Here is a 21,605-nt window from a genome sequence, read left to right as displayed (position 1 = left end):
ATAAGAATGGAACGACTATGAGTAAAAAATATATTTTTGGCGTGTTTTTATTTGCCTATCATCTTGTTGGTTTTACTGCAGAACCAACATCAAAACCTAATATTATTGTAGTAATGGCTGATGATATGGGGTGGGGCGACTCAGCAACTTATGGTAACAAAACCATTAAAACTCCAAATTTAGACAAGCTAGCCAAACAAGGCGTAAAATTTACGCAAGGTTATTCATCAGCCGGTGTTTGTTCGCCAGCACGCTCGTCGATATTAACGGGGAGAACACCTTATAGAAACGGTGTTTGGCGTCACCTTTCTGGAAATGGCGAAACTCATTTACGCACTAGCGAAATAACTTATCCAACTTTATTCAAAAAAGCAGGTTATACCACTGGGCATTTTGGGAAGTGGCATTTACTATCTAAAAATCAATTTAATAAAGAAGGTTTTCCACACCCAGATAGCCATGGATTTGATTACTGGTTTGCAACCCAAAATAATGCAATACCTAGCCATAAAAACCCTAATAACTTTATTCGTAATCATAAACCAGTGGGCGAATTAAAAGGATATTCAGCGCCACTAGTGGCAGACGAAGCAATAAATTGGATTGAAGAAGGTAGAGATAAAACTAAACCATTTATTATGTCTGTGTGGTTTCATGAGCCACATAAGCCAATTGCTACCGATATTAAATTTTCAGAACTCTACCCAAATGAAACTAAGAAAAACAAAACCTATTTTGGCAACATAAGCCAAATGGATCATGCCTTAGGGAAGATAATGAAAGTGTTAGACGAGCAAAGCCTTAGCGAAAACACTTTAATTATGTTTACCTCTGATAATGGTCCTGTTGTTAGTGTTGGTGGCGATTCTGGTGGTTTGAGAGGATTCAAACGTAATGATTTTGAAGGAGGCATTCGTGTTCCATTTCTTGTGCGCTGGCCAGGTCATATAACAGCAGATACTGAAAATGATACCCCTATTATAGGTACCGACATTTTTACCACTATTCTAAATGTAGCAGGTATTGAAGTACCTAAAGATAGAACGATAGATGGTGTTAATTTTTTACCTGCCCTCGATGGACAAAAACTTAAACGAACTACTCCTTTATTTTGGCGTACTCATGTTTCCCCTGCAGAAGATCGCGTAGCTATGCGTATTGATGACTGGAAAATTGTAGGAAACGATACGTTAACCGAATTTATGTTATTTAACGTACAAAAAGATTGGCAAGAACAAAACGATCTCGCTAAAACCATGCCAGAAAAACTTAATAGCATGAAAGCCAAACTATTAGAAACTTGGGCTGATATAAAGTCCGAAGGACCTAATCAATGGTGGGAAGCAGAAACACAACCACCTATGAAAGGTTCAAAACTGAATTATTAAATTTAAAATTTCAGTTTTATGAATTGAAGCTTGATGCATTAGATCTTTTTATTCAGTAATATACTTTTTATTATTTATGATGCCCATCTAATGAAGAACTTTATATTTTGCTGATTAACCTATAGTTTTATAAAATTATGTAAAAAACATAAAGTAATTATTATATTTATAATATAGTCTAAGGTGTATAACTATATATAAATATAACAAGTCGTTTATCATTTAAATCTTTTGGAAATTAGCATATGGCCAACACCAATCAAACCAAATCGACATCTTTGTTATCCTCTTTTATGGCATTTTTTATTCATCGTCGTTGGCTACTGTTATTCTTATTGATTGGTTTAGGAATGGCGTATTACTTCTTAAGGCCTACAGCTAACGATGAACTAAAAGTAGAGCCAAGATTAAGTATGGTTACTCGTGGCGATATTGAAAATACGGTAACTGCAGCAGGTAGTTTAACCTCTAAAGATTGGGTTGATATTGGTGCTCAGGTTTCAGGGCAGTTAGATGATATAGCGGTTGAAATAGGTGATTTGGTAACAAAAGGACAGTTACTTGCAGAGATTGATGCAACAGTACAACTTGCTCAAGTTAACGCATCACGAGCAAGCCTTGATGCGTTAAAGTCTCAGTTGTCGAGCAGAGAATCAAAACTTAAATTAGCTAAACTAACGGCCGAAAGACAAGGTCGTATGATTAAAGAAAAAGCTACCAGCGAGCAAGATTACGACAATGCGCAAAACGCGTTAATTGAAGCACAATCCTCACTGCTACAATTAAAATCTCAAATAGCTCAGAGCGAAGCTAGTTTAAGTAGCCAAGAAGCAGAGTTAGGTTACACAAAAATTTATGCTCCTATGAATGGCACTGTTGTAACGATTGCTGCTAAAGAAGGGCAAACATTAAATGCTAATCAACAAGCGCCAACTATTTTAACGATTGCCGACTTAACCGTAATGACAGTAGAAGCAGAAGTTTCAGAAGCTGATATAAGTAAGCTTAAAAAGAATATGCCTGTGTATTTTTCTACCTTAGGTGGAGGAAAACGTCGATGGAAAAGTCGCGTAAGACAAATTTTACCAACACCAACAATTTCTAATAACGTCGTTCTTTACACCGTTCTATTTGACATTGATAACAGCGATAGTGCTCTTTTATCCCAGATGACAGCACAAGTGTTTTTTGTTACGTCTTCTGCTCGAAATATCATTTCAGTTCCTGTGGGAGCTTTAACTTATATTGATGATGTTAATAGTCCTAATAAATCAAGAATTACTACCAGCGATTCAGCTAAAGACCGACGAGCTAATATGACTGATGAACAACGTGCAGAGATGAGAGCCGCGAGAGCTAATGGTGGTGGTAAACGAGATGGAAAAGGTCGAGGTCGTAAAGGGCCCAATGCTGATAACTCACCAGTTTTAGATGGCTCTAAGCCGCGACGCGCAACTGTTCAGCGTGAAGTTTCTGAGGGTGTTTATGAAACAGTTGAAGTTAAAGTTGGAGTTGTTAGCCGTATTTCAGCAGAAGTTATATCAGGTTTAAACGAAGGCGATCGTGTTATCTCAGGCATTATTCAACATAACTCTCCTAGTATTGTTAAAGATGAAAGAAAGAATAATCAACGTATTCCTCGTGGCTTATGATCTAAAGGATGAAAGCTATGACAAATACTGAAAACTTTGAACAGCCGTTAATAGAGCTTGAAGATATTCATCGTACTTTTGTAACCTGTGGTGGTGTTGAAGTACACGCTTTGCGAGGTGTGTCACTTTCCATTTATCCAGGAGAGTTCCTCGCTATTATGGGGCAATCGGGATCGGGAAAATCAACCTTAATGAATGTATTAGGTTGTTTAGATCGTCCAACATCTGGTAGCTATCGCTTTTCAGGTAAAAATATTAAATCGTTTGACGCTGATGGCCTTGCTTGGTTACGCCGAGAAGCTTTTGGTTTCGTTTTTCAGCAATATAATTTGTTATCTACAGCAACAGCAGAAGAAAATGTAGAAGTTCCTGCTATCTATGCAGGTTTGCCACATACAGAACGCAGAGAGCGTGCAAGTGAGTTATTAACAAAACTAGGTTTAGGTGAACGTATGGATCACCGTCCTAGCCAACTTTCTGGTGGTCAACAGCAACGTGTTTCAATAGCTAGAGCATTAATGAATGGCGGTAAAGTTATTCTTGCCGATGAACCTACTGGCGCGCTTGATAGCCAAAGTGGTAAAGAAGTTATGGCGCTGTTAGAAGAACTAGCTCGTAATGGTCATACAGTTATATTAATTACCCATGATGCCGATGTTGCTGCTCATGCTGATCGTGTTATTGAATTTCGTGATGGTGAAGTTCTTAGTGACAGTGGATATAAATCAACTCAAGAGTCTTCAACTATAAGCCGACAAGTAGATTTGAGTAACATAGAAGAAAGTAATAGTTTACCCGCAATGATCTCAGGCTTTACCGAAGCATTGCAAATGGGATTACGTTCATTAATGGCTAACGTGTTTCGAACGGTATTAACTTTATTGGGTATTGTTATTGGGGTTGCTTCTGTTGTGGCAATGTTGGCTATTGGTGAAGGGGCGCAACAAGATGTTCTTGATCGAATTAGTTCGCTTGGGGTAAATATGCTGACGATAAGCCCGCAAAATAGAGGTCGATCAGGCAGGCGTGGTGGTGCTTCTGCTACTTTAACGATTGAGGATGCGCAGTTAGTACCCAATAATATTAGTAATGTGGAATACGTATTACCTGAAATTCGTTCTAATGGCACCGTTCGTTTTGGCAACCTCGACTATCAAACAACCATTACTGGCACAGGCGAAAATCTGCCTGAGGCGAGAGGGTGGCCTTTAGCTGAAGGGGTGTTTTTTACTGAAGCTGATAGTGAAGAATATGCTCCGGTTGCGGTTCTAGGCCAAACCGTTGTTCAAAGTTTATTGCCCGATGGCGGTACTATTATTGGTCAATATATTTTAATAAAAAGCATTCCTTTTCAAGTGATTGGAGTATTGACATCTAAAGGTTCTTCTGGCTTTGGCGGGCGCGATCAAGATGACATTATTTATGCCCCGTTAAAAACGGTTGGATTACGTCTGTCTGGACAAACCTATTTGTCTTCAATGACAGTAGCAGTTGAAGATACCAATCTAATTAATGAGACGGAGGCTGAACTAACCGCGTTTTTAATCGCACGACATGGTACCGAAGACTTCCGTGTTTTTAATAGTGCTGAATTAATTGAAAATGTTTCAGAATCACAGAAAACTTTTACTATTTTACTCGGCTCTGTTGCTGCTATTTCATTATTGGTTGGTGGAATTGGCGTAATGAATATTATGTTGGTGTCGGTAACCGAACGAACACGAGAAATTGGCGTTCGTATGGCAACGGGAGCTAGGCAGCGAGACATACTTCAGCAATTTTTAGCTGAGGCTATTGTTGTTACTGCTGTTGGTGGCATTTTGGGTGTCGCAATTGGTATTGGTGCGGGGCAGCTTATTAGCTTATTAGGTACAACGGTTAAATTTACGCCACAGCCCATAATTCTTGCTTTTAGCTGTGCTGCCGCTACAGGATTAATTTTTGGTTATGCTCCGGCTCGTAAAGCCGCAAAGTTAGATCCAGTCGTTGCGCTTGCGAGTGACTAATAGAAAAGAGATGAGAATAGTATTGATATGCAATCATTTAAAGTAATTAATAAAGTTATCATTTTGCTATTTAGCTTAACGGCTATTGCGGCTTGTACACCATTAAATACAACCTTACCGGATACCGATATTCCTACCAATTGGCAAGGGCCAATTGCTGACGGAGCTTCAGTATGGCCTGAGCGTAATTGGTGGGTACAATTTGGTAGTGAAGAGCTTATTGATTTAATTGAAGATGTTGAAGAAAATAACTTAGATTTAGCGATAAATACTAACAATTTACGCAATGCACAATTAACAATGATTGATGCAGGTTTTGATCTTTGGCCCACACCAAGTGTAACTATTGGCAACATGGCTTCTATCGCTGGGCTTGGTTCTTCAAGCACTCATGGGAGTAATAGCTTTTCACTTAATGGTTCACTCACTTACACAAACATTTTAAATAAATATTCAGAACATCAATTCGCCTTAGCTAATTATGATTCTGCTCAAGCTTCTGCAGCGGATACTGTATTAAGTACTTTAGGCACTACGGCTAATACATATTTTCAATTAATCTTTATTCGAGACCAAATAAAAACAGCCAAACAAAATTTAGATAGTGCGCAAAAAATTCAACGTATTACCCAATCTAAAGTTGATGCAGGCGTAACTACTGCTGTTGATGCTTTACAACAAGAACTTGCCGTTCAACAACGCTTGAATACGATTGAAAACCTAAAACAAAGTGAATTGGCTTCTAAATCTTCCATAGCTTTGTTATTAGGGCGAACAGTGCAAAACTTTGATCTAGAAGTCATCACGCTACAAGATATTGTAGTACCTAAAGTTCAGCCTGGTATACCTTCTGAACTTTTAGTGAGACGACCAGATATTGTTGAAGCTGAAGCTAATTTACGCAGTGCCAAAGCGAATGTAGATTTAGCTAGATTGGCTTTCTTGCCTTCAATTTCTTTAACTGCAAGCAGTAATTCAGCTGATAGTTCACTAACAAACCTTTTAAAGAATCCTAATCCTATTTCAATTACAGCTAATTTAATTCAAACAATATTTGATAATGGCTCTCGCTTTCGAAACGAAGAGCGCAGTCGTTTAGCGCTAGAAAACAGTTTATTAACGTATCGTAAAGTGGTTTTAAAAGCGTTTAATGATGTTGATGTAGCTTTGGGCAATATTAGATTATTAGATTCGCAAGCTGAAACGGCTAACAAAGATTTAGAACGTGCAACTGAGGCTTTTCGTATATCAGAAGTCATGTATAGAGAAGGCGTACAAAATTTTCAAACGTTATTAACCACTCAGCAAGCATTGTATACCGTAAGGGATAATTATTTACAAAATAAACTAGCGCGTCTTAATGCGATAGTAGCTTTTTATCAAACTTTAGGTGGTGGCTGGGAAAAAGAATTACTGGTATTGGAATAACATTAATTAATGTTAATTCTTTGTAGTGTTTCCGTTGAAAAAAAATGAAAGAGTCATTTATGTTAAGAATATTAAGTATTTGTTGTTTGTTTATTATTTCTTTTGCCAACAGTTCGCAAGAGGTAGGTGAGTCATTAGAAAAACCACTTAACCTTTGGTATGACGAGCCAGCCGAAGACAGTAATAAAGGTTGGGTCAATAGTTCTATTCCTATGGGAAATGGCTACATGGGAATTAATTTATTCGGTGGTACTAAAACAGAGAGAATACAAATTACTGAAAATAGCCTCTATGATGCAGTAGGTGCTAAAGGACTTCGCCGTACAGGTTTAAATAACTTTGCCGAAGTTTATATTGATTTCGACCATAATAAAGCAAGCAAGTATAAGCGAGGATTAAACCTCAATGAAGGTCTATCGTATGTAAATTATGAGAATAATGGTGTTAATTATTCAAGAGAATATTTTACGAGCTACCCTGATAAAGTCATGGCTATTCGATTAAGCGCATCTAAAGCGGGGGCTTTATCGTTTACTTTACGTCCAACCATTCCTTTTTTAAATAAAGATAAATCAGGTGTTGTTTTAGCAAATCATGACACGATTACGCTTTCAGGTGTAATGAAACATTACAATATTGAATTTGAAGGTCAATTTAAAGTTATCCCACAGGGCGGAGAAATAAAAACAAATAATAATCAGTCACAAGGTAGCATTTCTGTTTCAAATGCTGACAGTGCTATTATTTTGATCGCGGTTGGCACTAACTACCAATTCGATTCTCAAGTATTTTTAACTGAAGATGATAGTAAGAAGCTTGAAGGCTTTGAACACCCTCATAATAAAGTAAGTCGTTATATTACTGATGCCTCTGAAAAATCTTACGAACAATTACTCGCAAATCATCAAACAGATTATTCTGAGATTTTTAATCGCGTGAGTTTAGACCTTGGCGCTACATTACCCAAAATAACTACCGATGAATTGGTTGATGCTTACCCAAGTGGTAAATCAAGCCGTTACCTTGAAGAGCTTGCATTTCAATTTGGGCGTTACATGTTAATTTGTTCTTCTAGAGCCGGTACGCTTCCTCCGCATCTACAAGGTATTTGGAATGTGTATGATAAACCACCTTGGGCGTCACAGTATTTACACGACACCAATGTGCAAATGGCTTATGCCCCAGTATTTTCTGCTAACTTGCCTGAGCTGTTTGATTCTTATGTAAATTATTTTAAAGCATATATGCCAAAACAGAAGTTATACGCTAATCAGTACATCAAAGAGTTTAACCCGTCTCAACTTGATGCCAATGGTGATAATGGTTGGTCAGGTCCTTTCTGGACAAATCCATACAATGTTCCGGGTAAATCAAAAGTGGCAGGTTTCGGTACTGGTGGGTGGATTGCACAAATGTTTTGGGATTACTACGACTTTACAAGAGATGAGCAACTATTAGCTGAAACGGTTTATCCAATCATGTATGAACAAGCCAATTTTACCTCGCGCTTTGTACAAGATATTGATGGCGCATTGTTAGCTAAGCCCTCGTCGTCGCCAGAGCAAAAAATTCGCAATACTATAGGTACTACGTTCGACCAACAAATGTTTTATGAAAATCACCATAATACTTTAACTGCTGCGGAGGTGCTTGGTCGCTCAGATAGTCGATTAGCGATATATGAACATCAATTACCCTTGTTAGAGCCTATTCAAATAGGTAAGTCAGGTCATATCAAAGAGTTTCGTCAAGAAGAATTCTATGGCGACTTCTCAGATATTTATGATCCCCATCACAGACATGCTTCAATGGTTTTAGGTTTATACCCTGGTCAATTAGTGAATGATAAAACACCTGCTTGGTTAGATGCTGCAAAAGTTAGCCTTAACTTGCGTACTCGAGTGTCTAACATTGGCTGGGCAAGGGCTGAACGCATTGCTATGTTAGCCAGAATTCACGATGGCGAAGAGGCTTATGCATATTACAAAGATTTCCTTGAAGGGAACTTAATGCATAACTTGTTTAATGATCATCGGGGCGACCCATTATTCCAAGCGGATGGAAACTATGGCGCTACTGCAGGTGTTGCCGAAATGCTATTACAGAGTCAAGATCATGTTGTATCACCCTTAGTAGCTGTGCCTTCCGCATGGGCTAGCGGTAGTTACCGTGGATTACTTGCTCGTGGTAATTTTGAAGTTTCAGCGCAGTGGTCTAATAAACAGTTAAATCATTTAGATGTTGTGTCTAAAGCTGGTGGGTTATTAGCATTAAGGTACCCAAATATTACTAAAGCTGTTATTAAAACGGCAGACGGTAACAAGGTAGACTTTATTGCCAAGGGGACAGATGAACTCAGTATTAAGTCAATTAAAGGTCAAACGTATATCGTAAGTCATATTCCTACCTTCACACCTGTTAGTGCACCGTCAAATCTTAAGCTTAAGCAGGATGAACATAGCACGAACGTTTCACTATCTTGGTCTGCGAGCGAAGATGCTAAAACTTATAATGTGTATCGTGCTATAGGCAATGCTCCACATTACGAATTAGTGGCTGCGGGCATTAAAGATAAAGAATTTAACTATAAAGCGTCTGATCTAAAACAAGCTAAACAGGTAACTCTTAAAGTTACAGCAGTAAGAAGTGATGGCAGAGAAAGTTATGCAGGCACCACAGCCGTGTGGTTACTACCTTAAAGATACAGTTTTATTGTTTTTATAAAAAATAAAACAAGTAGATGTTATCATATTAAATTTTAATAAATGAAATAGATGACTTCTTAAATTTACGAATACACAAAAAGAAGCTTTTATTATGAGCAAACATTCAATATTAACCCGCTTAATTATCATCAGTGTTATCACTATGTTTTTTAGTATTGGTTACGTATCTGCAAATGAAACAGTCGTGAAAACACTATTAGCTAAGCGCGGAAAGTTAATTCTAGATGATAGTGGTTCACAAAGTCGCGGTGGTGATATCGACGCCCATTTCGAGGATGGGATATTTCTAAGAGCAAAATTAGGTATTTGGAACCGCTCAACAGAAGATAAAAACGTTTGGCGTTCAACATTTAAAGAGGGCATGGGACATCCCCCAGTTGCAGGGTATAAAAATCTAAAGGCTAATAATCTTATTGTTGAAGTGACATTCCGTTGGGGAGAAATAACAGAGCCATGGCAGAACCGATTTATACGCATTGCGGCTGATCAACGCCCTCAAAGAAACGGGCATATTGTTTCTGCATGGGCCAATACTAATAGCCGATATACTCAAACAGGTTTAGTACTTGAACATGTTGACAAAGCCTATAAAGGGAATGATAGCGGTGGGGTATTAATGGATCATCAACCACTGGCTTTTGAGGTTAACACTTGGTACACAGCAGTATTAGAAATTGTTGATGACGAGACTTTATTTCGCCTTGAAGATCAAGTTGCCTATGCACAGCTAGATGCAATAGCTAATGGCCCGAAGAATACAGTTTCATTAACCTTAGGCACAACGTGGCATGAAATTAAACGAGTTCGCATTTGGCATGCAGAGGCTAACCCAGACTGGGAAGTTAATAAGCAAAATATTCTCAAATCACGCCAGCCTTTTGCTCAACGCCCTAAATAACCTAAATTCATTATAAGTAATTTGTTATTTAATCGCCTAACTGCGTTACGCTTATTACTAATAATCAGCTATTAACACATAAAAAATTTTGTTAAGTATTGTATGCATAAAAGAGCCAATTGCTCTTACTAGTATTCATTGAATCATATAATTTTTGTGTAACTTCATTATCTGGAGCTGTTGTCCATTGAAGCCTTGATGCATTATTTTCTGATGAAAATTGATGGCAATGTTCTACTAACTTCCGTCCGATACCTTTCCCTCGTTGATTCGAAACCGTAAAGAGGTCATTAAGGACAGCAACTTTTGAAGTGATACTTGAAGCATAAGAAAAATAGACAGTAGCAAAACCTACTACAAGTCCGTTATCACGATATAAAAACTGACAACCAGCTGGATTAGATTCACCAAATTGAGAGAAAAACTCCTAGTTTTTAGAATCTGAAATACTCGCAACATTATAGAATTCTTGATAATCACGAATCAACGGCAATACTTCTGCGATGTTATTTTGGGACACTATTTCAATCACACCAAACATCTAATTACATATTTAGTTACTCTTCAGCTGCAAAATAAGCCATTATCTCAGCTGTAGTCATTTCTTTTGTTTCATTTGAAAAGCAGTAGTAGCTAGGTTTCATGTCACTAAAATACTGCATATCCATTTCCAAGCCATTCAAGTTTGGAAACATTCCTACTGGCATATTATATTCACTTGTTGCTTTAAATTTATAAAACAGATGAGTTCCACATTCAGTACAAAAACCACGAGATGCCCAAGATGATGATTCGTACATTTTGACTTTATCTTCACCTTCAATTTTTACTTTAGTACCGCACTTCACAGCAAAGAATGGAGCACCACCCCAAGTTCTACATGATTGGCAATGGCATACAGTAAACTTAGGGTTAACTTCCTCTGCGACGATTTTTACAGCACCACAAAGGCAGTTTGTTTCTGAGTTTGACATTTTGATGACTCCTTAATAGATAAACATATAACGAGCCTGCAGAATTACTCGTTTTTAATTAATTAACAAATGCACTGCCTATATCGAGTAATATTCTACAGCACGATATAGGAGCAATAAATTCGCGTTTTGATTGAATTAGTTATTCTCCAGCCTCAACACCTAAATAACAGGCTAAGTAATAGTTGGCTAAAATTTTGAAGCGAAGCCAATTGTTGCGTGTTCTTGTTGATTTTCTTATGCGTTTTTCCAACTTTGAGCAAGCTTTATAGCTTCTTTTAACTTAGACCAATTCAAGAGACTTTTTTGATACTCTCCTGCTTTACCTTGTAGGTTTATACCATATGCATTTAACCTAAAAGCAAGAATTGAATAAAACGCATCTACTATTCCAGCAGAATTAAACATAAATGGTAAATGTGCTGACCCAAAGATTTTTTCAAGGCGAGTTAACTCATTATCAATACCATTATTAAATGCTAATAAGGGAGTAACTTGCTCTAATGAAAATGGGCAGTGTGACCTAAGATTCATAAAACCAGAATGTAACTCCGAACACAAACTACGAGCCAATGCTCTTTCAGGGCTTGAATTAGGGTAAAGTTCACCTTTAGAGTATTCATTGAAATACTCCGCAATTGCCAGTGAATCGTGTATCACAAATGAACCTTCATTTAAGCAAGGTACCAATCCTGTTTCTGAGTACTTAAATATTTCGGATTTATAATCTGAATTGGTTAAATCAACTACATTAACTTCAACATCTAATTGTGCTAATTGACTACATATCTAAACTCTTAATGACCATGTTGAATCAGTACCAACAGTTAACTTCATTTATTAAACTCCGAATAATAAATTGACTAAACGTATACGCCGCTTTAAGCGGCAAGTTACAATTGACTAAAATAAGTGAGGTACGAATAAAAAACCAACTGTAATTGGTCCGACTTGAAAACCTTTGTTAGGTGCCGTTTTGATAGTTATCCAATAGAGCAAAAAGCACTTCTGATTTTTCGATATGAACAGGGATATGGATTTCGCCTTTTTTACCTGCATCGACTATTACCACTGGCATTCCGTTACTATTAAATGGAAACGCTTTTTTAATTGAAACTAATTCAAAACTTCTTTTGATAAGCCAGTAATTTCTTCCGGTTATTACCCCATTTTCTATAGTAACTCTCGCACACTTTAATAGTGCACTGATTAAAAAAGCGAAAGTTAAGCTAAAAACGAAAATAATAAGAAAAACGATAGGAACATGAGGAAGCCTTATATGCTCAAAAGTTACGGCTATATCGAAACCTGTAGAAACTAGTCTAACTAACATCAACAGAATAAATCCAACGGACAAAATAATAAACAGTTGCCGCGTTATAAATTTCGCAAGCTCTTTCCATTTAACTTCGAAGACTTCCAATTACCTCTCCCTAGGCACCTAACAATTTAATAGTGCGCAACTTGCGCATTTTTATGCTGACACATCACGCAATTTTTTATATAAATTATTAATAACAGATTATATAAGATATTGCTAGCTAAAGCATTTTTCATTATTTATGACACACCCACACATTTATTACTTTTGGGATTTTACGTTGTAAGAGAGTTAAAAATTTACTTATTTATTGAGTTTCTTTATTGATTGTATAGTCCACTCTTTAACGTTTTCTTTTCCTTTTAAATAACCTAATCGGGTGAGGAACGTATCTGTTTTGCTGAGAACGTCTGCAAACATTTTTTGACCGCCTTTACTGATGTGGAAAAATCCATGTTTTTGATTTTTATAAAAATGTGTTTCGCTATCGTTGCCAGTTTGTTCCATTTTATTTTGAAATGCATTAATGGTGCTAACGGGAACGTGAATATCTTTAGTGCCGAAAAAGATGATCGTTGGCGGGAGGTTAGGACGGATATTATGCATAGGTGATATGGCTTTCCAATAAGCTTTTACTCGATCATGCCCGTATCCCTCAGGACCGTTGTCGTAAACAGGATTGTAAAGTACTAGGGTATTGGGAATGCGAGAAGTAAGAGAGTTTGGAGTGGCATCAATCTTTGGACACATTACTGCGCAAGCTGCGACATGGCCACCTGCTGAGCCTCCACCAGCAATGAGTTTATTTGGATTAATACCTAATTCTTCTGCATGGTCTCGTAGATAGCGAATGGCTGTTTTTCCGTCTTTAACAGATTCTTTGGGCGTAGCGCTGTGGCTCTTTTTAGTTCGATACTGTGCTGATACGGCTGTTATACCGCGGGATGCGAAGTATTTGCTGAAGCCATAAAATTGTTCAGTATTGCCACTATTCCACCCACCACCAAAAAAGAACACAATGACGGGAAGTGGTTGCTTAGGCGGACGCCCCTCTGGGAAAAAGATGTCAAGTTTGAGTGGGCTGCCTTGGGCTGGAGTAGAATATATGATGGTCTTATCGGGCTTATAACCGAGTGTCCACGGTGCTTTTATTATTTCCTGTGCTGATACGTTCTTTAAAGTGAAAATACTTATCAGCGCTATAAATAATTTAATCAGAAAAATGTTGTAGGTTAGGTTTTTTATCACTTTTTTATTCATCCATTTTAAAAGGGTACCTAGGTAAATATTTATTGTTATTCAAGTTAACCCTTAATAAATACCTATCGTTCCTATTGGAAGGATACTTAGATCGTGGTGTTTTTAGTTTTCTAATGATTATATATGGTGTTTTTTATATTTTCATTATAAAGTGTTATTTTAAATATAAAACTACAGAATGATTTGTTGAGTGTTTTTATATTTAAAACCATAACATGTGTTCTGGTTGATACTTTAGTTGAGAGTTAATATTCGTGAAAAATTATATAGTTAATATTGTTTTTGTTGTGAGTTTGTCAATAACTTCACTTGCTGCAACTGAAAATAACGAAGGATTTAAACCTCTATTTAATGGTAAGAATTTTGATGGGTTTTATTTAAAAATACGCAGTGGTGATGATGAAATGGCAAAGCAGGTTTTTGCTATTGAAGATGAAATGATCCATGTTTTTAATGATGAATTTCCTCAAGAATATAAAGTAGATACCGGTGAAAATGATACGCATGGCTTATTCTTTACTAAGAAAAAATACAGTAAGTATATTTTAAGGTTTGAATATAAATGGGGAAGCCGAATTGCCAATAACTTTAAGCAATGGCAATACGATGCTGGTGTTTATTATCACGTTACCAAAGACGATGTATTTCCTCTAGGCATAGAATATCAACTTAGATATAACCATTTAACGGGTCGTAATCATTCAGGGGATTTAATTCGTCCAAAAAGTATTGATTATTTATGGTTTCCTGATGGTAAAAACACATTAAAAAATAAAAAGCCTAAAGGTAAAGGGCATGGAGAATCGTTTTTACATCCTAATAAAGGTGGTAAAGAAACTAAAGTTGAAGGCTGGTTTCATTTAGCAGCAGATACTAAAAACTTTAATGGATTAAATGATAAATGGAATAAGGTTGAAATTATTGTTATGGGCGATAAATACACAGTACATAAGCTGAATGGCGAGATCGTTAATATGGCCACTCACTTAAAACCAAGCGAAGGTATTATTGGTTTTCAGTCTGAAACGGCTGAAATATTTTATCGCGATATAGAAATTAAAGAATTTGAACATAGCATTCCGCTTGAGACATTTTTGAAATAATTTTTCAGATATCCATGTTGTAAGTACTAGAATTAAAATAATTAAAAGGTAAGTCATGTTTTTTAAATCATCAAAGACTTTAGTTGCGTTAATAGTAACATCGAGCTTTATTTGTTTAGGGGTATCAGCTAAGGATTATGATCCTAAATTGCATGAAACCATTTTACCAATGTCACCAGAAGAAAGCCTTAAAACCATGGTTATTCAAGATGGTTACTCGATGGAGATTGTTGCTGCTGAACCATTAATTGAAGAGCCTGTAACTATGGCCTTTGATGGTAACGGACGCATCTACGTAGCCGAGATGCTTACTTATATGTTAGACGTTGATGGCAGCGGTACGTTTAACTCCATTAGCCAAATTAAACGTTTAGAAGATAAAGATGGCGATGGGCTTTTTGAAAGCTTTACCGTTTTTGCCGATAAACTACTTTTACCACGTATGATTTTAACATTAGACGATGGCCGCATTATTGTTCGCGAAACCAATACCTTAGACCTATTACTATTAACAGATACCAATGGTGATGGTGTTGCTGATTTAAGAGAAACTATATATCAAGGCGGTAAACGAGGGGGGAATTTAGAGCATCAACCCAGTGGCCTTATTTATGGTTTAGATAACTGGCTGTATGTTACTTATACCAACAAACGTTATAAATTTGTTGACGGTAAAGTTATTGCACAAGAAATCCCATACGGAGGTGGTCAGTGGGGCTTAGCTCAAGACCGCCTCGGTCGACTATATTATTCAACTGCTGGCGGACAAAATCCAGCCTTCACCTTTCAAGCACCTAGTGTTTATAGCCAAGTAACTGTTGAAGGAGAACAAGCAAAAGGTTTTAGAGAAGTTTTCCCACTTGATAAAACCCCCGATGTGCAAGGTGGCTTAAAAATGCTGCGCCCAGACAATACCTTAAATCATTTTACTGGAGGAGGTGGGCAGTCTGTATATATGGGCGGTGCTTTTGATGACATGCAAGGTGATTACATTATTGCAGAGCCAGTTGGTAATTTAATTCGTCGTTCAAAAGTAACTCGTGAGGATGGTTACACCGTTCTAAGTAATAAGTACCAAAGTCAGCGTAAAGAATTTATCGCATCAACAGACGCTAACTTTAGACCTGTTTGGACGGCAACAGCACCAGATTGTTCTTTAATGATACTAGATATGTACCGAGGCATTATCCAAGAAGGTAATTGGACGCAAGAAGGTTCCTATTTACGTGGTGTTATAGACAATTACGGATTCGACAAAGTGATCGGGCGAGGGCGTTTATATCGAGTAAAAAAAGACGGCGTTACTTTAAGTAAATTGCCTGAAATGTTAACTAAAAAGCCTGAACAACTTGTTCAATACTTAAATCATAAAAACCATTGGTGGCGACTTGAAGCGCAAAAGTTAATGGTATTAAGTGGTGATAAAAAACTGGTGCCAGCACTTAAAAAAGTGGCGCAAAATAACAATAAGCCTTTAGCTCAAATTCATGCCCTTTGGACCCTTGAAGGTTTAGACGCACTCGACAACAGTATTTTAATAGATCTGTTTAACAGTAAAAATAGTGATGTACGCGTTACAGCCATTCGAATTTCAGAAGCATTAGTTTCTGCTGGCGATAACAACATAGCCAATAAATGGCTTACCTTGGCTAGTGATAAAGACGTTGAGGTAGCTCAACAAGCTATTTTATCTGCTTACTACGCGAATAGCAGTAACCACACAGCGATATTAAGTGCGGCTAAACAAGCACATCCTAATAAAAAAGGTATTATCGCTATAGAGCAGTCTATGGCTAAACTTATTGCTCATAATGAGAAGCGTCGAAAACTTGCTGAGGGTGATAAAAAACTTGCAGCAGCGGTAATTGCTGGTGAAAAAGCTTACAAAGGTTTTTGCTATACCTGCCATGGTGACGATGGCAAAGGAGCTCATGCTGGAAATGATTTGATTGCCCCATCTTTTCATAATAACCCTAGAATTATCGGTAATACCGCATCACTTATTAACCTCGTTACTCATGGCTTACAAGGCGAAATTGATGGCGTTACTTATACGGGCGATATGATGCCTTCTATAAGTTCAAATGGCAGCGAATACGTCGCTAACGTTTTAACTTATATTCGTAATGAATTTGGTAATACAGGCAGCATTATCACCCCTGAAGATGTTACCGCTGTAATAAACATGAATAACGCTCGTACAGGCATGTGGACTCAAACCGAGTTAGATGAAAACTTTGCCAATGAATTAACCGCTAAACCGCAATGGAAAGTTTCCACCAATTTTGACATTCATCCAAAGTTTACTATTGAAAATCTCACTGATAATAAATTTGAACGACCATTTTTTAGTTCAAAAGGTAATAGAGACAAAGGTCAATCCATAACGATTGAGCTACCTAAGTTAGCCATAATTTCAGAAGTGGTTATTGACTCTACTTTGCTTACTGCTTTTTATTCTCGTCATTACACCATTGAATTTTCAGAAGACGGAATAAACTGGAAAACTGTGATTACCAACCGTACTGCAGGTGAACTTAATAGAGAACAAACGTTAGGTCGTAAAGGTAAATTTATTCGTATTACCAACCAAGTTACAGCAAAACGTAAACCATGGCGTATACACGAAATTAGTTTGTTTGGCAGTTATTTATAGCGTTGATTTACACACAGTAATTAAACCCATTTATAAAATAATAAAGGGTTTATTTTTACCTGTTTATGTTGAGAAAAGCTTTATCTAAAACCTAAATGTAGTTAAGGCATTTAAGGACATTAATAATGATGAAGAGAATAACAAACGCCACTAATACCCTAACGCGTGTGGTTGTGTTTTTAATATTAGCTTTACCTCATTTTAGCTTTGCTGTGCAAAGTAATGATGCAGTAGAACCAGGTGTTAAAGGTAAAGACACGATTGAGCTATTAACAACAAATAACTTTAGCGGTTGGAAAGTACCTTCAACTAACTGGTCTGTTGTAGACAATACAATTATTGGTAGTACAGGCAATAAAAAACTATCAACACCTGAATGGTTATACACCAAGCAACGATTTAAAAATTTTGAGTTTACTTGTGACGTAAAACTTACGGGTGATGACCGTCGTAATACAGGCATATATTTCAGGGTAAATACATTTATATTTAAAAGTGCTCGCGGTAATAAGTCTTTCGAAGCGCCTTCTGGTTATGAATTTGATCTAGCACGACATAACCCTGAAAAACACAATTTTTGGGGCGCTTTAGGTGATTGGTTTTCTCGTAAAAAATTGCGGATATTTGCAGATCAAAACTTAATATCAAATACCTACACACCACAAGAATGGAATCGTTTGACCATTCGTGCGCGTGATAAGCGAATAGAGTATTGGATCAATGGTATTAAAGTGATGGATTATATTGATGAAGATCCTAATGCATCGCGCGAAGGTAACATAGGCTTTCAATTGCACGATGGCACAGTGATGCGAGTTGCTTATAAAAACATTCGTGTTCGTAAATTAAATTAAAAATAAAAATAAAATTTCAGTCACATATGGGGAATTCGTAAACAATATGAAAACTAAATCAGTAAAGTCATATTTATTTATAGCAGGTTTACTTAGTGTAATTCTTGCTGCGGGTGTACTTGCAGTAGCTACAATATATTCACCTCTAGACGGTGTGTCTGGTGATGGAGTGTTACGATTTTTTGGTCGTTTTCATCCTTTAGTTTTACATTTTCCAATTACCTTACTTGTTCTTGCTTTAAGCTTAGAGTTATTAAGGTTTTCTTCTAAGTCTTGGGTTCGTTGGTCTGCTTTAGGTTTTCCTCTTCTTATCTTGGCCGTATTGTCAGCCTGTATTACCGCAACCCTTGGCGTGTTGTTAGCCGCTAATGAAGGGCATATGGGAGTATTGGTAGAAAGGCATAGACTACTCGGTGTTTCTGTCGCTGCTCTTTCAATTATCGCCCTTATTTTACGTTGGGTTGCTGAAGTCGTTCAAAAAAATAGCAAGCCTTTACGTTTAAGCTCTTTAGCTACATTGTTTGTAACCTGTATTGTGATGATGTTTGCCGCTCATGATGGTGGCAGCATGGTTCATGGCTCAAATTATTTATCTCAATATGCGCCTGAATCAATCAAACCTTATTTATCTAGTTCAGATGTTTCGTCTTCATCAAATTCAACAGTAAATAGTTCGTCACAACAACCACAAAACTCTGAATTACTTAATGCTTATCATAATGATATTGCACCTATTATTGAACGCAACTGTAGTAGTTGTCATGGTGCTAGCAAACAAAATGCTGGAATACGTTTTGATGAACTTAGTCCTGTGATGGAAAGAGATTTAGAAGTAGATGTGTGGTCGTCTGTTCGAGATGCGTTAAATTCACATCAAATGCCACCAAAAGAAGAAGGGCGTCAACCCAGTAGCAATGAACGCCAACAAATTGTTAATTGGATTGACACTGCATTTGATCATGTTGCAAAGCAGCGTAGAGAAAACAGAGCATCTCCGATGAGGCGTCTAACGGTAAACGAATACCAAAATACGCTTCAAGAGCTTTTTGGTACAAAGTTTAAGTTTGCTAATGCTTTGCCATCAGCTCCTATATCTGAACATGGGTATTCGCGAGATGCCGAATTGTTAAGTGTGTCTGCTCTTGAACTAGAGTACTTTCTTAACATAGCGCGCGAAAGCGTTAATGAGTATGTATTGTTTGATAAAAATATTCCTCAAAGTGAACATTACCTTGTTGAGTTTGAAGATGTTTACTTTAGACCCGGTGTTGATGGCGGTTACTCAATTGCTAAACCCTACAATAAGCAACAAATAGCGAGAAAAATTAAGCAACGCCAATCACAACCTATTACTTATGCACCTAGAACATTATTCCCACTACCTGACGGGCCTTTATTAAACTCTGATGGTGAAGGTTTGTTGAAGTTAGGTTACAAACAAAAATTGAATGGTATATACGCACGATTTAGAAGTCGGTTACAGCATAAAAATGGTGAATTGATTGCTCGAATTTATGTGTCTTCTAAAATGGGAGATAACGGTATGCTTCCTCGGCTTGAGTTCAAAGTGGGTAAAACGATTGGTACTGAACTGGGTGCTATAGTTGGAGGAGAGTGCGATGTAACTGCTCCTGTCAATAATCTGCAGGTGTGCACTTTCAAAGTACCTTTAGAAGAATTACCCGTAGAATTTACGAAAAAATCAACAAGCTTCGACGTTTTTATATTTAACAAATCGCGTGATCCTGATGCCGTTTATGCATTAGCGCCTGAGGGCTTAAATACGCATCCAAAGAGAACACGTTTATTAAAAAGACATAAAGATGCGAGTAAAATTGCAACGGCTGGTAAGGCTGCTATGCGAAAAGCTGGGGTTAATGAACTGTATTTAGATGCGATGGAAGTCGATATTATTCCTTTTGGAGCAGAAGATAACTCGAAAGCGTGGCGAATATATGTTCCTGACGATAATGTGGGTGACGATATAGCTCGCCTGTCAGCAGAAAAATCTCTTAGATCATTTATGGAACGCGCTTATCGTCGAACGGTTTCGTCTACAGAATTAGAAGACATGTTATCCCTTTATGATGAGTTTCGTAAAAATGGTGATGATGTTGAAAATGCGATGAAAGAAACCTTTAGCTCTGTTTTAATTTCTACCCCATTTTTATATGTTTCAGCGCCATTACCCGCTGAATTAAATAAAGAAGTATCAGAAGAAGAACGCAGCCAAATTGCTTCAAGGCTTTCATATTTTCTGTGGAGTGGTCCGCCAGATGAGCAACTGCTTAAACTAGCATTAGACAATCGTTTGAGCGATCCCGCTGTATTAGCTAATCAAGTTAAACGACTTCTTAAAGATGAAAAATCACGTAGATTTAGCAGCCGTTTTGCACGTGAATGGCTACGCTTAGATAAGTTTGATTTAGTGTCTGTTAATCCTGAGTTTTATCCGTTATATGATGAAGCTTTAGGTCAAGATATGATGGCCGAAACAGTAACAACGTTTCAGAAAATTTTTCATGATGACAAAGATGCACGAGAATTAATATCTTCCGACACTGTTTATATTAACCAGCGTTTAGCTCGTCATTATGGATTTCCGTCAGTTACAGGTGGCGAGATGCAAGCAATAAAGGTACCTGATGCTACATCACGCGGAGGTATACTCCAACAAGCAGCTATTTTAACCATGACGGCAGATGGTGCAGAGTCTAACCCTATTTATCGTGGTGTTTGGGTATTAGAGCGTTTATTAAATGATCCACCGCCGCCACCACCACCATCAGTTCCTCCTTTAGAAGAACCGTCGGCTGACTTAGGACCATTAACCTTAAAACAAAAAATTGAGCTTCATCGTTCGCAAAGTGCCTGTGCTGCTTGCCACGCTAATATTGATCCTTGGGGGCTACCGTTTGAAAGTTTTGATGCAATAGGATCATGGCGCGAGAAAGCCTTAGTGATCAATCCTGAAACATCAGCTAAGTCTTATTTGCCAATAGATAGCAGTACCGTATTGGCTACAGGCGAAGAAATTAAAAACGCTAAAGAACTCGTTACCTATTTACATAACGAACGTGAAGACGAATTTACTCGCTCGCTAGTTTGGCACATGATGGCTTACGCATTAGGAAGAGCCCCTAATATTGGTGATGAACAAGAGCTAGACACCATTCATAGCCATTTTAGAGCGTCAGGTTATAAATTTTCGGCGCTTGTATTAGCCATTACACAAAGTGAAGCATTTCAAGTAACACCAGAACAAAACGAATTGACGGTATCTAATAGTCAACATTCGACAGTATTCGACACTAATCCCGTAATTAAAGCTGAATAGGA

At 37.4% G+C, this 21,605-nt stretch carries 14 protein-coding genes and 1 pseudogene; 10 read left to right on the top strand and 5 right to left on the bottom strand.

The features are described from left to right. Positions 1–17 precede the first annotated feature (17 nt). The 6 genes from Q5N69_RS11895 (at position 18) to Q5N69_RS11870 (ending at position 10,098) form a co-directional block, all read left to right on the top strand. Positions 18–1,388, top strand: coding sequence for a sulfatase-like hydrolase/transferase (locus Q5N69_RS11895; protein WP_304369159.1), 1,371 nt, complete (start codon positions 18–20; stop codon positions 1,386–1,388). A 245-nt stretch (positions 1,389–1,633) separates the two neighbouring features. Beyond that, on the top strand, positions 1,634–3,040 hold the full coding sequence (locus Q5N69_RS11890) for an efflux RND transporter periplasmic adaptor subunit (protein ID WP_304369158.1): 1,407 nt from the start codon (positions 1,634–1,636) through the stop codon (positions 3,038–3,040). Positions 3,041–3,057: 17 nt separating this feature from the next. After that, complete coding sequence (locus Q5N69_RS11885; RefSeq protein WP_304369157.1) at positions 3,058–5,046, top strand: MacB family efflux pump subunit; 1,989 nt, start codon at positions 3,058–3,060, stop codon at positions 5,044–5,046. Between the two features lie 27 nt (positions 5,047–5,073). Then, complete coding sequence (locus Q5N69_RS11880; protein WP_304369156.1) at positions 5,074–6,474, top strand: efflux transporter outer membrane subunit; 1,401 nt, start codon at positions 5,074–5,076, stop codon at positions 6,472–6,474. Positions 6,475–6,533: 59 nt separating this feature from the next. Further along, positions 6,534–9,173, top strand: coding sequence for a glycoside hydrolase family 95 protein (locus Q5N69_RS11875; RefSeq protein ID WP_304369155.1), 2,640 nt, complete (start codon positions 6,534–6,536; stop codon positions 9,171–9,173). Positions 9,174–9,291: 118 nt separating this feature from the next. After that, the gene (locus Q5N69_RS11870; protein ID WP_304369154.1) at positions 9,292–10,098 is read left to right on the top strand and encodes a hypothetical protein; all 807 of its coding nucleotides are present in this window, start codon (positions 9,292–9,294) and stop codon (positions 10,096–10,098) included. A 91-nt stretch (positions 10,099–10,189) separates the two neighbouring features. Here the strand turns inward: Q5N69_RS11870 and Q5N69_RS11865 are convergent. From Q5N69_RS11865 to Q5N69_RS11845, 5 genes and pseudogenes are all read right to left on the bottom strand, one after another. Then, a pseudogene (locus tag Q5N69_RS11865) lies at positions 10,190–10,492 on the bottom strand (GNAT family N-acetyltransferase); the annotation flags it as partial. A 163-nt stretch (positions 10,493–10,655) separates the two neighbouring features. Beyond that, a complete protein-coding gene (locus Q5N69_RS11860) occupies positions 10,656–11,072 on the bottom strand; it encodes a GFA family protein (protein ID WP_304369153.1) in 417 nt (138 codons plus the stop codon). Positions 11,073–11,309: 237 nt separating this feature from the next. Then, positions 11,310–11,861 carry a glutathione S-transferase N-terminal domain-containing protein gene (locus Q5N69_RS11855; RefSeq protein ID WP_304369171.1) on the bottom strand — a complete coding sequence of 184 codons (552 nt, stop codon included), beginning with the start codon at positions 11,859–11,861 and terminating at the stop codon, positions 11,310–11,312. Between the two features lie 175 nt (positions 11,862–12,036). Then, positions 12,037–12,495 (bottom strand): hypothetical protein, encoded by a 459-nt coding sequence (locus Q5N69_RS11850; protein WP_304369152.1) that lies wholly within the window; start codon positions 12,493–12,495, stop codon positions 12,037–12,039. 201 nt (positions 12,496–12,696) lie between these two features. After that, positions 12,697–13,653, bottom strand: coding sequence for an alpha/beta hydrolase (locus Q5N69_RS11845; protein ID WP_304369151.1), 957 nt, complete (start codon positions 13,651–13,653; stop codon positions 12,697–12,699). A 254-nt stretch (positions 13,654–13,907) separates the two neighbouring features. Between Q5N69_RS11845 and Q5N69_RS11840 the strand changes: the two genes are divergently transcribed. The 4 genes from Q5N69_RS11840 to Q5N69_RS11825 all read left to right on the top strand — a co-directional run bounded on the left by Q5N69_RS11840 (position 13,908) and on the right by Q5N69_RS11825 (position 21,603). Further along, on the top strand, positions 13,908–14,756 hold the full coding sequence (locus tag Q5N69_RS11840; protein WP_304369150.1) for a DUF1080 domain-containing protein: 849 nt from the start codon (positions 13,908–13,910) through the stop codon (positions 14,754–14,756). A gap of 55 nt (positions 14,757–14,811) precedes the next feature. Next, positions 14,812–17,412: a discoidin domain-containing protein gene (locus tag Q5N69_RS11835; RefSeq protein ID WP_304369149.1), complete on the top strand. Its 2,601-nt coding sequence runs from the start codon at positions 14,812–14,814 to the stop codon at positions 17,410–17,412. Positions 17,413–17,537: 125 nt separating this feature from the next. Continuing rightward, positions 17,538–18,266, top strand: coding sequence for a DUF1080 domain-containing protein (locus Q5N69_RS11830; protein ID WP_304369148.1), 729 nt, complete (start codon positions 17,538–17,540; stop codon positions 18,264–18,266). Positions 18,267–18,312: 46 nt separating this feature from the next. Beyond that, positions 18,313–21,603: a DUF1592 domain-containing protein gene (locus Q5N69_RS11825; RefSeq protein WP_304369147.1), complete on the top strand. Its 3,291-nt coding sequence runs from the start codon at positions 18,313–18,315 to the stop codon at positions 21,601–21,603. Positions 21,604–21,605 lie beyond the last annotated feature (2 nt).

The sequence above is a fragment of the Pseudocolwellia sp. AS88 genome (assembly GCF_030551755.1).
GTDB lineage: Bacteria > Pseudomonadota > Gammaproteobacteria > Enterobacterales > Alteromonadaceae > Pseudocolwellia.
The sequence above is the reverse complement of the archived record's forward strand: the minus strand, read 5'-3'. Positions and strand labels throughout refer to the sequence as shown.

What these genes read in the sequence shown, in the direction of transcription:
- Q5N69_RS11895 (WP_304369159.1), top strand. Translation starts at nt 18, where the DNA reads ATGAGTAAAAAATATATTTTTGGCGTGTTTTTATTTGCCTATCATCTT.
- Q5N69_RS11890 (WP_304369158.1), top strand. Translation starts at nt 1,634, where the DNA reads ATGGCCAACACCAATCAAACCAAATCGACATCTTTGTTATCCTCTTTT.
- Q5N69_RS11885 (WP_304369157.1), top strand. Translation starts at nt 3,058, where the DNA reads ATGACAAATACTGAAAACTTTGAACAGCCGTTAATAGAGCTTGAAGAT.
- Q5N69_RS11880 (WP_304369156.1), top strand. Translation starts at nt 5,074, where the DNA reads ATGCAATCATTTAAAGTAATTAATAAAGTTATCATTTTGCTATTTAGC.
- Q5N69_RS11875 (WP_304369155.1), top strand. Translation starts at nt 6,534, where the DNA reads ATGTTAAGAATATTAAGTATTTGTTGTTTGTTTATTATTTCTTTTGCC.
- Q5N69_RS11870 (WP_304369154.1), top strand. Translation starts at nt 9,292, where the DNA reads ATGAGCAAACATTCAATATTAACCCGCTTAATTATCATCAGTGTTATC.
- Q5N69_RS11860 (WP_304369153.1), bottom strand. Translation starts at nt 11,072, where the DNA reads ATGTCAAACTCAGAAACAAACTGCCTTTGTGGTGCTGTAAAAATCGTC.
- Q5N69_RS11845 (WP_304369151.1), bottom strand. Translation starts at nt 13,653, where the DNA reads ATGAATAAAAAAGTGATAAAAAACCTAACCTACAACATTTTTCTGATT.
- Q5N69_RS11835 (WP_304369149.1), top strand. Translation starts at nt 14,812, where the DNA reads ATGTTTTTTAAATCATCAAAGACTTTAGTTGCGTTAATAGTAACATCG.
- Q5N69_RS11830 (WP_304369148.1), top strand. Translation starts at nt 17,538, where the DNA reads ATGATGAAGAGAATAACAAACGCCACTAATACCCTAACGCGTGTGGTT.
- Q5N69_RS11825 (WP_304369147.1), top strand. Translation starts at nt 18,313, where the DNA reads ATGAAAACTAAATCAGTAAAGTCATATTTATTTATAGCAGGTTTACTT.